Source organism: Pseudacidovorax sp. DMC4 (assembly GCF_056314265.1).
Genome location: NZ_JBQUYR010000011.1, coordinates 190,373 through 203,176, shown reverse-complemented (window position 1 = coordinate 203,176; position 12,804 = coordinate 190,373). Strand labels below are relative to the sequence as shown.

Here is a 12,804-nt window from a genome sequence, read left to right as displayed (position 1 = left end):
CCAGAGGACCGTTGGCAGTGACGCGCTCACCGAAGGCGCCCACCAGCCAGCCGTCGTAGTTGGCATCGGTGAAGCGGCCTTGACTGTTGTAGGTGCGGAAGCTGCCGATATCGAGGCCTCTCCCCGAAAGCAGCTCGTCACGATGTTGCAGAACGAGGTTGCCGGTAGCTACGTTGACATAGGCCTGTTCGCCGCTTCTGCCTTGGGCCGCCGAGCCAAACACGCCTTGCTGGCCCAGAGTGCGAAGAGAGCCCAAGCTCAGGCCCAGGCTACTGCCGCTGACGATTGCTACCATGGATGTACTCGCATTCGATGATGAGACTCGAGCCTTCTGCGGTTGACCAACTTGTGTGATCGCCCTGCACCGCAGCGGCATCTGCGTGCAGCACATCCCCTTGGTAGCGGGTTCGTTTAGTCCGCTCCAAAGACCACGCGGAATCCACGACTACTAAACGAATCAGGATTGGCGTGGATATGGGCGGAGACAGTGCTTTGGGTGTCTGCTCCCTTAACCAGGAAAACGCGACCTTGTCCCCGACCGACAGCAAACTCCAGTCCCTGATCGCCAAGGGCATCGTGACCAGCCAGGCGGGCCATTCGGCCGCCGCCATCGACGCATTCGTCGAAGCGTGTCGCGCGGCACCGACCGATGGCCTGGCCGCGTTTTTGCTGGGTTCCGAGTACGCCGCCGCAGGCGACGTCGAGCGGGCCGAAGCCGCACTGGCGGACGCGACCCGATTGGCACCGGACCTGAGCATTGCGCGTTACCAACTGGGACTGCTGCAATTCAGCTCCGGACGCGCAGCGGTGGCGCTGCTGACCTGGGAACCACTTCTTGCCGCCGGGGGGGCAGAGCCGCTGGGCCATTTCGTCCTTGGGCATGCGGCGTTGGCCCGGGACGACTTTGCAGAGGCGCGGGAGCATTACCTTCGCGGGTTGGCCAGTGGTTCCACCAACGCGGCGCTCGCAGCAGATATCCAGAAAATCGTTGATCGCCTGCCGATCCAAGCAGACGCTGCTTCAGCAGGGCAACATGGTCATGCGGAGGAGTCTCTGGCGCCTCAGTTGGCCCGAAACCCACAACATGCCGAACACGTCCTGCTCGCCGGCTACCAGAACCAAGGCCGTCCTCATTGAGCAAGCCTAGGTTCGGCCTGACCACCCATGCCGGTTGATCTGGCTCGTCTACGGCACGCAGCTTGAAGGCAGCACATGGCGGCGTTGAAGCAGCGAGCTTCGGCATGGCGACTTCGAACGGGCATGCGCACCAGCGCGCGTTCCGCGAATTGGTGGAGTGGGGTCATGGCATGGCGTGCCGGGGCGCATTGCCCACCCCGATGATGACTGCGCCAGGATCGACAAGAAAAGCGGCCGCACCTGAACAAACCGTATGCCCAAGACAAACGGTTTCGAAGAGCCCGGTCCCGCCAACCTGGCCAACTTCAACCGCATGGCCTACTACGCGGCGGCGGTGAAGACGGGCAGCTTCACCGCAGCGGCAAGCCGGCTCGGGATCACCAAGGCGGTGGTGCGCCAGCAGGTGGCCCGGCTGGAGCGCGAATGCCGCACGACGCTGCTCACCCGCACGACGCGCAAGGTGGTCGCCACCGATGCGGGCTGGACGTTCTACCAGCATTGCGCGCGGGTCCTCAAGGAGGCCGACGACGCCTTCGGCGAACCGGTCGACGCGGCCGTGCAGCCCTCCGGCACGGTGAGGCTCACCGCGCCGCCGGTGCTCAGAGCTTGCCCAACGCCGTGATCATCGTCGTGGCCTGCCCCTTCAAGTAGTTCACCGTGTGGGCGTTGAGCGTCTTCATGTTGGCCTGAACGTCGAGCAGCGCGCTGTACTTCTCGAGCGAGGCGATGGCCAGCCGGAAGTTGGGCCGCGCCGCCACCGGATCGCTGTTCAGATAGCCCGAGGCGATCCAGAACGTCGCATCGTCCACATGGCCCAGCATGGCCATCGGGACCACCACTTCACCCAGCCGGATGCCGGCGCCGGTCGAGATGCCGCGTGCGTCGACCGAGATGGTCGGCGGGCTGCCGTTGGTGAGGCCCGCAAGCGCGGTGACGCTCGGCACGGCCGCGCCGGTGTCGATGTACTTCTCGAGCTTGTCGATGGCGCTGTTGTAGACGTAGCGGCTGGGCACCCGGCTGCGCGAGGGCAGGGTGCATTTGTCGCCGATGTTGCCGCCCCGGTCGCGGTTGATCAGCTGCGCCCGGGCTGAGATGCCGTAGGCGTCCGAATGGGCGGCCCCGGCGATCTGCCAGGTGTGGAACTTGTCGGTGTCGGGCTGCAGCGCCGGCAGCTGGCGCGGGCTCGAATTGGTCAGCTCGGTCTGGCTGAGCACCTTGATGATGGGGATCTTCAGGTCGGTGCGCATACGGCGCCACCGATGGTCATCAGCGCGCCGTCGAACACGTCGGTCAGGGCGTGGACGGAATTGAGATAGATGCCCAGACGGCCAGCGGACTGGGAGGCGCCGGTAGCGATGACGGGCATGGCCACCAGGCCACCCATGTTCTTCGGCGACCGGATCGCCTTCGCCGCCTGCGAGAAGATGTCGTAGCCGAGCAGGTCGCCGGTGACCGTCCCGCCGTTGGTGACGTCGAGGCTGCCGTAGCGCGTCGGGCTCCAGTTCTTCAGGCCGTTGGTCGTGGAGATGCCTGCGTTCTGTGCCGACACCCCGACCCAGGCATAGCCCTTGCGCAGGATCAACTCCTTCTGCTGCAGGAACTGGACGGGCGTGTCGTAGCTGTTGGTCACGTTCAGCCATTCGACGATGACCGTGCCGTTGAACTTCGCAGCGCTCTCCGGACGCACGACGATGATCCGCGACTTGTAGGGGACGTCGGGCGTAACGACGTTGGCCGAGGGCGTCGCGGCGGTGTTCTCGCCGGTGCCGCCGTTGGGCGCGGGCGTGTCATGGATGTTGGCCTTGCCCTCGATGCTGAACTCCTCCAGCACGAAGCCGAAGGGCTTCAGGTCGAAGTCGGGCGCGAAGAAGGGGTAGTTGCGGTCGCTGGCGCCGACCTGGCCGACCGCAAGTGCGGTGAGCGTCGCGTCGGGCACGTTGGCACCTCGGACCACCGTTGGGGGTGTCCGGTGTCGTGGGTGTCGTGGTGCCGGAGGATGCGGTGCCGGTGGATGTGGAGGTGCTCGTCAGGCCCAGCAACGATGGCGTTCCGCCACCGCTGCCGCCGCATCCGGCCAAGGCCATTCCGAGGCCAATGCCCCATATCCATGCCCTGGATCGGGCGGGTCTCGACGCTGCATTCATGGTGTCTCCTTGTGATGGTGAGGTGCAGGCAAAGCTCCGCCCACCGCGTGCTCGGCGGTTGCGAAGAACGGGATGCTTGAAGAGTCGCCAGCGCCGTGGGGGGCTGCCGGATCGGTGCGGCACCGAGCCGCGCACGCAGGCGGGGCGGTTGCGTCAGTGCGGAAGGGCGGGGCGCTTCGGCCACCGCGGCGGTGGCACGGTGATGGCGCGTCTGCGGACGCGAGGGGTCGAACGGGATGTCATGGGTGTTGCCTCCGCCGGGCCGCCGCGAATTGCGTCGAGTGGGCCGGTCCTTTGCTCTTGCGCCCGATCATGGAGAGGCGCCCTCATGCGGGCAAGCGATTTGCCTTCAACCTAGGATGACAGATCGTCATTCGATGTGCGGGTTGCGCCCATGGCCGGATCGGCCTTGACGCAACAGAGGGCCTGTTCGGCAAGCCCCTCGAAAGCCTCGGTGCGCTGGGGCGGAGCCGACGACTCCGCCCTGGCACTGCGCTCATTCGCGCACGTTCGCGAACTTCACCAACTCGGCGTACTTGGCCGTGTCCTCCTGAATCAGCCGCGCCAGGTCTTCCTTGCCCGTGGCGGGGATTGAGCCGCCGTCCTCCAGGCGCCGGCGCATGCCGGGGTCGGTCAGGCCGGCCTGCAGCGTCTCGCGCAGCTTCTGCGCGAGCGGGGCCTGAAAGTGCTTCGGGCCGGCCAGCGCAAACCAGCCATTGAGTTCATAGCCCTTGAGCAGCGGGTGCTCGCCCAGCGCCGGCACCTGCGGCAGCGTCGGAAAGCGCTGGGCCGAGGTGATGCCCAGGGGAACGAGCCGGCCGCTGGCGATGAAGGGCGCCGCCGCCGTGGGTGAGAGCATGGCGAAGTCCAGCGCGCCGCCCATCAGGTCGGTGGTGAGCGGCCCGGTGCCGCGGTACGGGATGTGCGTCATGAAGATGCCTGCGCGCTGCTTGAGCAGCTCGCCTGCGAAGTGCAGCGTGGAGCCGACGCCCGAGCTGCCATAGCTGTACTTGCCCGGGCTGCGCTTGACCAGGGCGATCAGCTGGTCGATGTTCTTCACGCCGGTGTGCGGCGCCGCGACGAAGAGCACGGGGGCCGTGGCGATCAGCGCGATGGGCGAGAGGTCGGTCAGCGGGCTGTAGCGCTGCGACGGGTTGACCAGCGCCGTCGCCGCCATCTCGTTGCTCGATCCGGCCAGCAGCGTGTAGCCGTCCGGGCGGCTGGCGGCCACGCGCTGTGCGGCCAGCACGCCGGCGGCGCCCGGCAGGTTGTCGATCACCACCGAGCCGCCGAGCCGGGCCGACAGGATGTCCGCCGCCACGCGGGCCGCCATGTCGACCGAGCCGCCCGGCGCGTAGCCCACCACCATGCGGATCGGCCGGGTCGGATAGGCGTCCTGGGCGAGGGCGAGCGATGCGGCCGGGCAGAGCGCGGCGCCGCCCAGGGCGCCCAGCAGGCGCCGGCGGGTGACGGAAGAAGGGGGGGGGGTCATGGCAGTGCGAAGCGGAAGAGAAAAAGGGGCGGTGCGGCCGCGTCAGCGTTGCGGCGCCAGGAAGCGGCGCACCAGCTCCACCCAGTAGCTGGCAGCGATGGGCAGGATGGCGTCGTTGAAGTCGTAGCCTGGGTTGTGGACCATGCAGCCGCCGGTGTGGTGGTGCTCGCCCACGCCGTTGCCGACGATGAGGTAGCTGCCCGGGCAGTGCTCGAGCATGAAGGAGAAGTCCTCGCTGCCGGTCAGCGGCGCCAGGTCGTGCAGCAGGCCGTCCTCGCCCAGCCAGTCCGCCGCGACCTGCCGGGCGAAGCGCGTGGAGGCCACGTCGTTGACCAGCGCGGGGTAGCGCCAGTGGTAGTCCACCTCGGCCTGCACGCCCAGCGTGGCGGCCTGCGACTGCACCAGCGCGGTGATGCGCTCGCGCAGCATGGCGCGGATCTCGGGCCGGTAGGCGCGCACCGTCAGGCGCATCGTGACGGTGCCGGGAATGACGTTGGGCGCATCGCCGCCGTGGATGGCGCCGACCGACACCACGGCCATCTCGCGCGGATCCACGTTGCGCGACACGATGGTCTGCAGCGCCACGACGATGTGCGCGGCGGCCACCACCGGGTCGGTCGCCAGGTGCGGTGCCGAGCCATGGCCACCGCGGCCGCTCACGGTCACATGTACCGTGTCCGACGAGGCCATGAACGGCCCTTCCCTGAAGCCCAGCTTGCCGGCCGGAAAGCCGGGCATGTTGTGCAGGGCGAAGATGGCGTCGCAGGGAAAGCGCTCGAACAGTCCTTCCTCCACCATCCGGCGGCCGCCGCCCAGGCCTTCCTCGGCAGGCTGGAAGACCAGGTGCAGCGTGCCGTCGAAGTCGGCCTGCTGCGCGATGACGCGCGCTGCAGCCAGCAGGATGCTGGTGTGGCCGTCATGGCCGCATGCGTGCATCTTGCCGGCCACCTGGCTCGCATAGGGCAGGCCGGTGGTCTCCTGGATCGGCAGCGCATCCATGTCGGCGCGCAGGCCCAGGCGGCGCGTGCCCTGGCCCTTGCGCAGCGTGCCCACCACGCCGGTGCCGGCCAGGCCGCGGTGCACCTCGTAGCCCCAGGCCGCCAGACGCTCGGCCACCAGATCGCTGGTGGCATGTTCCTCGTAGGCCAGCTCCGGGTGGGCATGGATGCGCTGGCGCAGCGCCACCATCTCCGGTGCGATGTCGCGCACTTCGGGGGGCACATGGTCCAGGGCAGCGGCGGTCTCGATTTCGAATGGCATGGGGTCGTCCTTTGCGGAGCCAGTCTAGGAGTGCCTTTGCCGCATCGACAGACAGGCATTGCCCGTCACTGCGTGGCGGCGCCTGTCGCTTCGCATAATCGCGGCCCATGAAGCTGCATCAGCTGCGCTACCTCGTCGCAGTCGCCTCCGAGGGCGGCATCCGCGCCGCCGCCCGGTCGCTCGGCGTGACGCAGGCGACCGTCACCCAGGGCCTGCGCGAACTCGAGGCGCATGCGCAGGTGGCGCTGATCGCGCGCCGCGGCAGCCAAGTCGCCCTCACGCCCGCCGGCCAGGCGCTGCTCGCGCATGCGCAGCGCATGCTGTCCGAGATGCGTCAGGCCGAAGGCATGCTGGCCCGCCATCGCGACACGGGCGCGCCGCAGCGGCTGGCGCTGGCCATCACGCCCTGGGTGGCGCAGACCCTGCTGCCGCGGGTGCTGCCCGCCTTCCGGCAGGAGCTGCCCCATGTGCAGCTGGAGATGTTCGATGGCCTGTCGGCACTGGGCTACCCGCGCCTGCGCGAAGGCAGCCTCGACCTGTTGATCGGCCGCCTCGGCCCCACCGAGTCGATGCAGGGCCTGCATGCGCAGCCCATGTTCCGCTACGAGATGACGGTGGTGGCGCGTCGCGGCCATCCACGCGCCGCGGCCCGTTCGATGGCCGAACTGCTGGACGAGGACTGGGTGCTGAACTTCACCGCCGGCGAGCGTGTGAACCTGCTGGACAACCTGTTCGTGCAGCACGGCCTGGCGCCGCCCGTGCACCGCATCCAGCTGGCGCATTCGGCCTCGCTGATGCTGGGCCTGGTGCGCAAGACCGACATGCTGACCTTCTGCCCATGGCCCCTGGTGGAGGGCGATGCGCTGCGCGATGAGGTCGTCGCGCTGCCGCTGCGCGAGCGCTTCCACAGCCATGTGGTGGGGCTGGTGCGCCGCTCGCACGAAGGTCTTTCGCATGCCGCGGGCCGCTTCGTCGCCCACTTCCAGGGGCAGTTGGCGGGCTGGATGTCCTCGGACGAACCCGAACTGCGCCGGGTGCTGCACTCGGTGGAGTTCGTGGGCGAGTGGCCCGCCGACGGCCCGGCGCCCGGGCGCGACTGAGCGACCAAGCCGCAGCCCCGTGGCCGCGGTCGCGCCCCAGGCGTGTGCGCGGCGCCCTGCCTTGGGGGAGCCCCGTGGGTCGCCCTGCGGCTCACGCCGGCTTTGGCGCACCGCCGTGCACCGAAGCACGGGGGGCATGCGGGCATGACTCCTGCATACCCCTCCAGTCTGGCGAACCGGTATCGCATCGCCGTCCCTGCAAGATTCGCGAAGTTCCGCCTTCAAATGTCTTATTGACAGAACAATAAAACGGCTCCTACGATCATTTCCCATGTCCTCGGCGCTGCCGCTTCCCAAGTACCACCGCATCTACCTCGTGCTCCGGCAGCAGCTGGAGGAGGGCGCCTTCGAAGCGGGGCTGCCGGGCGAACATGCCTTGATGGAGCAGTTCGAGGTCTCCCGCGTCACGGTGCGCAAGGCGCTGGAGCGCCTGTCCGGCGAGGGCCTCATCAAGCGCGAGCCCGGCCGCGGCACGCGGCCCACGACGTCCAATGCCTCCGTCGCCGCGCCTGACCGCACGCCGCTCACCGGCCTGCTCGAGAACCTCGTCACCATGGGCCTGAAGACCTCGGTGAAGGTGCTCGATGTGGCGGGCATCACCGCCTCCGAGGCGGTGGCGCAGGCGCTGGCCATCCCGGTCGGGGCCGAGGTGCAGAAGGCGGTGCGCGTGCGCAGCACGCGCGAGGGGCCGCTGTCGCTCATCACCACCTATGTGCCCCAGGCGCTGGCGCAGGGCTTTGGCCGCCGCGAGCTGGCGCGCAAGCCCATCCTGCTGCTGCTGGAGGAGTCCGGCGTGCGCGTGGGCCGGGCCCACCAGACCATCTCGGCCCGCCTGGCCGACGCCCACATGGCCGAGCACCTCGATGTGTCGGTCGGCACGGCGCTGCTGGCCGTGCGCCGCCTCATCTACGACGTGGACGACCGGCCTGTGCAATGGCTGCACGGCCTGTACCGGCCCGACCGCTACGAGTACCAGATGGAGCTGTCCCGCGTTGGCGACATCGACGCCAAGGTGTGGGTCAGCAAGGACGCTTCCGCCCGCTTTTCCTGACATCGACCCACGAAGGAGTTCGCCGTGACCCAGCCCACCCGCAACCGTCGCCAGTTCATCGCCCAGTCGGCCGCCGCCGCGTCCGCGCTCGCCTTGCCGACCATCGGCGGTGCCCAGCCGCGCAGCATCAAGGTCGGCGTGCTGCACCCGGTCACCGGGGCGCTCGCCTATTCGGGCCAGCAGTGCCGGGCTGGCGCGCTCATGGCCATCGAGGACATCAACAAGGCCGGTGGCATCAAGTCGCTCGGCGGTGCGCGCCTCGAAGCCCTGCTGGGCGATGCCCAGTCGCAGCCGCAGGCCGGCGCGGCCGAGGTCGAGAAGATGAACGAGGCCGGCGTGTCCGCCGTGGTCGGCGCCTTCGCCTCGGCCATCTGCCTGGCCACCACGCAGGCCGCCGCCAAGTACAACCTGCCGCACATCGTGGACGTGGGCGTGGCCGACCAGATCGTCGAGCGCGGCCTGAAGAACACCTTCCGCTTCGGCCCCGGCTACAAGGCCGTGACCGATCTGGCCATGTCCAACCTGCACGTGCTCAACAGCGTGGCGGGCAAGCCGGCCAAGACCGTGATGATCATCCACGAGGAGTCGCTCTTCGGCACCGGCACGGCCAACCTGCTGTCGCGCGAACTGCCGGGCTATGGCTTCGAGGTGAAGGAAGTCATCAAGCACGCCAACCCCACGCGCGACTTCAACAACATCGTGCTGCGCATCAAGTCCGTCAACCCGGACATCGTGATCCCGGCCAACTACTACAACGAATACGCACTGCTGGTGCGCACCATGCAGCAGCAGCGCGTGGTGCCCAAGGCCATCTACTCGGTGCTGGGCGGCGCGGCGTCGAGCTACAAGTTCGTGCAGGAGTTCCCCGATGCCTCGCACGGCATCATCGACTGCAACCACTGGTTCAACCCCAAGGACGCGCGCGCCCAGGCGCTGAAGAAGCGGGCCGAGGCCCAGAAGCTGTACTTCAGCTATGAGCTGTTCATGACCTACACCAGCATGATGCTGCTGGCCGATGCGCTGGAGCGGGCCAAGTCCAGCGAGCGCGCGGCGCTGATCGACGCGCTGGAGAAGAGCACCTTCTCCGACCACTTCATGCCCTACGGCCCGACCAAGTTCGTCAATGGCCAGAACCAGGGCGGCCGCCCGCTGATGACGCAGGTCATCGACAAGGACATCAAGGTCATCATCCCGCGCGAATACCGCGAGGCCGAGCCCCTGTTCCCGCTCAAGGCCTGAACGGCACCACCAGGCTCCTTTTCCATGTTCGATCTGTCGATCGTGGTGCCGTCCGTGCTGAACGGACTCACCACCGGGGCGGTCTACGCCCTCATCGCCCTGGGGCTCACGCTGATCTACGGCGTGCTGCACATCATCAACTTCGCGCACGGCGCCTCGCTGATGCTGGCGCTCTATGCCGTCTACTGGCTGCGCGCGCAGTTCGGCATCGACCCCTACCTGGCGCTGCCGCTGGTGGTGGCGGGCATGTTCGCGCTGGGCTACGTGCTGCAGCGCGGCATCATCAACCGCGCCAGCCACGGCAAGGACGAGAACATCCTGCTGGTCACGCTGGGCCTGTCGATCGTGATGGAGAACCTGGCGCTGCTGTTCTTCCGCTCCGACACGCGCACCATCGACACGCCCTACACGCTGACGACGCTGCAGATCGGCCCGGCCTTCATCGCGCTGCCCAAGCTCATCGCCTTCGGCGGTGCGCTGGCCGGGGCGGCCGTGCTGCTGTGGATCGTCAAGGCCACCGACCTGGGCCGCGCGATCCGCGCCGTGGCCAAGGAGAAGCAGGGCGCGCGCCTCATGGGCATCGACGTCGACCATGTCTACGCCATGAGCTTCGGCATCGGCCTGGCCTGCCTGGGCGCGGCCGCCTGCTTCCTGCTGCCGGCCTACTACGTCAACCCGCAGGTGGGCGGCGGCTTCGTGCTGGTGGCCTTCACCATCGTGGTGCTGGGCGGCATGGGCAGCTTCACCGGAGCACTGGTAGGCGGGCTGCTGATCGGCGTGGTCGAGTCGCTGGGCGGCCTCTTTCTGGGCGAGTCGCTGGGGCAGATCGGCATCTTCCTCATCTTCATCGCGGTGCTGCTGTTCCGTCCCCAGGGCCTCTTCGGAAGCAAGGCATGAAATCGGTTCTCTTCATCGTGGTGTTCGCCCTCGTGGTGGGCGCCATCCCGCTCGTCACCACCTCGGGGGTCTGGCTCAACTTCGTCATGATGGCGCTCTATGCGGGGCTGTTGGCGCAGGCCTGGAACATCCTGGGTGGCTTCGGCGGGCAGTTCTCCTTCGGGCATGCGCTGTTCTTCGGCTTCGGCGCCTATGTGCAGGCCATCGCGCAGTTGCAGTGGGGCCTCAACCCCTGGGTGGCGCTGGTGGCGGCCGCTGGCGTCGCGGCGCTGGTCGGCTTGATCGTGGGGGCGCTGAGCTTCCGCTACGGCCTCAAGGGCTCGTACTTCGCGCTGGTCACGCTGGCCTTCGCGGAGGTGTGCCGCATCCTCGCGCTGTCGCTGCCCTTCACCGGGGCAGGGGTCGGCCTGATGGTGCCGCTGCGCGAGTCGGTGGCCAACCTGCAGTTCGGCTCCCGGGCCGGCTACCTGTACGTGATCCTGGCCCTGGTGGTGGCGGCCCTGCTGGTCAGTGCCTGGCTGCGCCACTCGCGCTTCGGCGCCTACCTGCAGGCCGTGCGCGACAACGAGGACGCGGCCCGCGCGGCCGGCGTCGATCCGCTGCGCGTCAAGCTCGGCGCCATCGTGCTGTCGGGCGGCTTCATGGGCCTGGCCGGCGCCTTCTATGTGCAGGTGTTCCAGTACATCGACCCGGGCATCGCCTTCGGCTCCTCTGCGTCGGTCGAGGCGCTGGTGGCGGCCATCGTGGGCGGCATGGGCACCGTGTGGGGTCCGCTGCTGGGTGCCTTCGCGCTGCATGTGCTGGCCGACCTGACGCGCAACCTGTTCGGCGAGCTGCCGGGCATCAACATGGTCATCTATGGCTGCGTGCTGGTGCTGATCGTGATGTTCCTGCCGCGCGGCATCGCCGGCGTCGGGCAGAACGTGCGCCGGCTCTGGAAGGGAGGCCGCGGTGGCTGAGTACCTGCTCGAAGTCGAAGGCGTGTCCAAGACCTTCGGTGGCCTGCGCGCCGTGCGCGAGGTGTCGCTGGCGGTGCCGGCGGGCTCGCTCACCGCGCTGATCGGCCCCAACGGTGCCGGCAAGACCACGCTGTTCTCGCTGATGTCGGGCTTCCAGCGCCCGGACACCGGCCGAGTGCGTCTGGGCGGGCGCGACATCACCGGCCAGGCGCCGCACCTCAATGCCCGCATGGGCATGGGCCGCACCTTCCAGATCGTGCAGCCCTTCGCGGCGCAGACCGTGCGCGAGAACATCGCGGTGGGCGCCCACCTGCACCATGCCAGCCGGCGCGAGGCCCTGGCCAGCGCCACGGCCGTGGCCGAACGCGTCGGCCTGGGGCCGCAGCTGGACAAGCCGGCCTCCGACCTCACCGTGGCCGGCCGCAAGCGGCTGGAGCTGGCGCGGGCCCTGGCCACCCGGCCGCGCCTGCTGCTGCTCGACGAGGTGCTGGCCGGCCTCAATCCGCAGGAGATCGCCGAGATGCTGCCCGTGGTGCGCGCCATCCGCGAGGAGGGCGTCACCGTCCTCATGATCGAGCATGTGATGCAGGCCGTGATGAACCTGGCCGAGCATGTGTGGGTGCTGGCCCAGGGCGAGCTGATCGCCGAGGGCCCGCCGCAGGCCGTCACGCGCGACCCCAAGGTGGTCGAGGCCTACCTGGGCCACGGCACGGCCGCCCGGCTGCAGCGGGGCATGACGGCGCAGGCGGAGGTGCAGGCATGAGTGCACAAGCGATCGATACGCAGGTCGTGCGCGACGCGAGCACGACCGCCGCGGAGACCCTGCTCGACGTGCGCGGCCTGCGCGGCGGCTACGGCCGCATCGAGGTGCTGCGCGGCGTGGACCTGCAGGTCGCGCGCGGCGAGATGGTGGCCCTGCTGGGCAGCAACGGCGCCGGCAAGACCACCTTCAACCACACGCTGTGCGGCCTGGTGAAACCCTGGTCGGGCTCGGTGCGCTTCAACGGCGTGGAGCTGGGCGGCGCGCATTACCGCGAGGTGGTGCGGGCGGGCCTGATCCAGGTGCCCGAGGGCCGCAAGATCTTCCCCAACCTGAGCGTGATGGAGAACCTGGAGCTGGGCTCCTTCACCCGCGCCCGGGCCCGCCGCGCGCAGAACCTGGAGAAGGTGTTCGGCATCTTCCCGCGGCTCAAGGAGCGCACCGCCCAGCTGGCCGGCACCATGAGCGGTGGCGAGCAGCAGATGCTGGCCATCGGCCGCGGCCTGATGGCCGAGCCCGAGCTGCTGATCCTGGACGAGCCCTCGCTCGGCCTGTCGCCGCTGCTGGTGGAGGAGATGTTCGCCCTCATCGGCCGCCTGCGCGGCGAGGGCCTGGCCATCCTGCTGGTCGAGCAGAACGTGGGCCAGGCGCTGGAGATGGCCGACCGCGCCTACGTGATCGAGAACGGCAGCATGCGCTTCTCGGGTCGTCCGGAGGAACTCCTGAACTCCGACGCCCTGCGCCGCGCCTACCTGGGGGTATGAC

Annotated in this window: 10 protein-coding genes and 2 pseudogenes; 9 read left to right on the top strand and 3 right to left on the bottom strand. The window is 68.8% G+C overall.

Features of this window, described 5'->3' with window-relative positions:
• Positions 1–528: 528 nt before the first annotated feature.
• The gene (locus ACT54X_RS20740) at positions 529–1,137 is read left to right on the top strand and encodes a tetratricopeptide repeat protein (protein WP_476348303.1); all 609 of its coding nucleotides are present in this window, start codon (positions 529–531) and stop codon (positions 1,135–1,137) included.
• A gap of 253 nt (positions 1,138–1,390) precedes the next feature.
• Positions 1,391–1,729: pseudogene (locus ACT54X_RS20735) on the top strand (LysR family transcriptional regulator); the annotation flags it as partial.
• A gap of 7 nt (positions 1,730–1,736) precedes the next feature.
• Here ACT54X_RS20735 and ACT54X_RS20730 read toward each other — a convergent pair.
• The 3 genes and pseudogenes from ACT54X_RS20730 to ACT54X_RS20720 all read right to left on the bottom strand — a co-directional run bounded on the left by ACT54X_RS20730 (position 1,737) and on the right by ACT54X_RS20720 (position 6,033).
• Positions 1,737–3,073 (bottom strand): annotated as a pseudogene (locus tag ACT54X_RS20730) (alpha/beta hydrolase domain-containing protein).
• A 704-nt stretch (positions 3,074–3,777) separates the two neighbouring features.
• Positions 3,778–4,773, bottom strand: a complete 996-nt coding sequence (locus ACT54X_RS20725; protein ID WP_476348301.1) for a Bug family tripartite tricarboxylate transporter substrate binding protein — start codon at positions 4,771–4,773, stop codon at positions 3,778–3,780.
• A gap of 42 nt (positions 4,774–4,815) precedes the next feature.
• Complete coding sequence (locus ACT54X_RS20720; protein ID WP_476348299.1) at positions 4,816–6,033, bottom strand: M20 aminoacylase family protein; 1,218 nt, start codon at positions 6,031–6,033, stop codon at positions 4,816–4,818.
• A gap of 107 nt (positions 6,034–6,140) precedes the next feature.
• Here ACT54X_RS20720 and ACT54X_RS20715 point away from each other — a divergent pair, with 107 nt between their 5' ends.
• The 7 genes from ACT54X_RS20715 to ACT54X_RS20685 all read left to right on the top strand — a co-directional run bounded on the left by ACT54X_RS20715 (position 6,141) and on the right by ACT54X_RS20685 (position 12,803).
• The gene (locus ACT54X_RS20715) at positions 6,141–7,133 is read left to right on the top strand and encodes a LysR family transcriptional regulator (protein WP_476348297.1); all 993 of its coding nucleotides are present in this window, start codon (positions 6,141–6,143) and stop codon (positions 7,131–7,133) included.
• Between the two features lie 271 nt (positions 7,134–7,404).
• Positions 7,405–8,184: a GntR family transcriptional regulator gene (locus ACT54X_RS20710; RefSeq protein WP_476348295.1), complete on the top strand. Its 780-nt coding sequence runs from the start codon at positions 7,405–7,407 to the stop codon at positions 8,182–8,184.
• Positions 8,185–8,208: 24 nt separating this feature from the next.
• Complete coding sequence (locus ACT54X_RS20705) at positions 8,209–9,423, top strand: ABC transporter substrate-binding protein (RefSeq protein WP_294375362.1); 1,215 nt, start codon at positions 8,209–8,211, stop codon at positions 9,421–9,423.
• Positions 9,424–9,447: 24 nt separating this feature from the next.
• Entirely contained in the window at positions 9,448–10,320 is an 873-nt protein-coding gene (locus tag ACT54X_RS20700; RefSeq protein WP_354319528.1) for a branched-chain amino acid ABC transporter permease, read from the top strand.
• A complete protein-coding gene (locus ACT54X_RS20695; protein WP_354319527.1) occupies positions 10,317–11,279 on the top strand; it encodes a branched-chain amino acid ABC transporter permease in 963 nt (320 codons plus the stop codon). Before ACT54X_RS20700 ends, ACT54X_RS20695 begins: the two co-directional genes overlap by 4 nt.
• On the top strand, positions 11,272–12,042 hold the full coding sequence (locus ACT54X_RS20690) for an ABC transporter ATP-binding protein (RefSeq protein WP_354319526.1): 771 nt from the start codon (positions 11,272–11,274) through the stop codon (positions 12,040–12,042). Before ACT54X_RS20695 ends, ACT54X_RS20690 begins: the two co-directional genes overlap by 8 nt.
• Positions 12,039–12,803 (top strand): ABC transporter ATP-binding protein, encoded by a 765-nt coding sequence (locus ACT54X_RS20685; protein ID WP_476348292.1) that lies wholly within the window; start codon positions 12,039–12,041, stop codon positions 12,801–12,803. Before ACT54X_RS20690 ends, ACT54X_RS20685 begins: the two co-directional genes overlap by 4 nt.
• Position 12,804 lies beyond the last annotated feature (1 nt).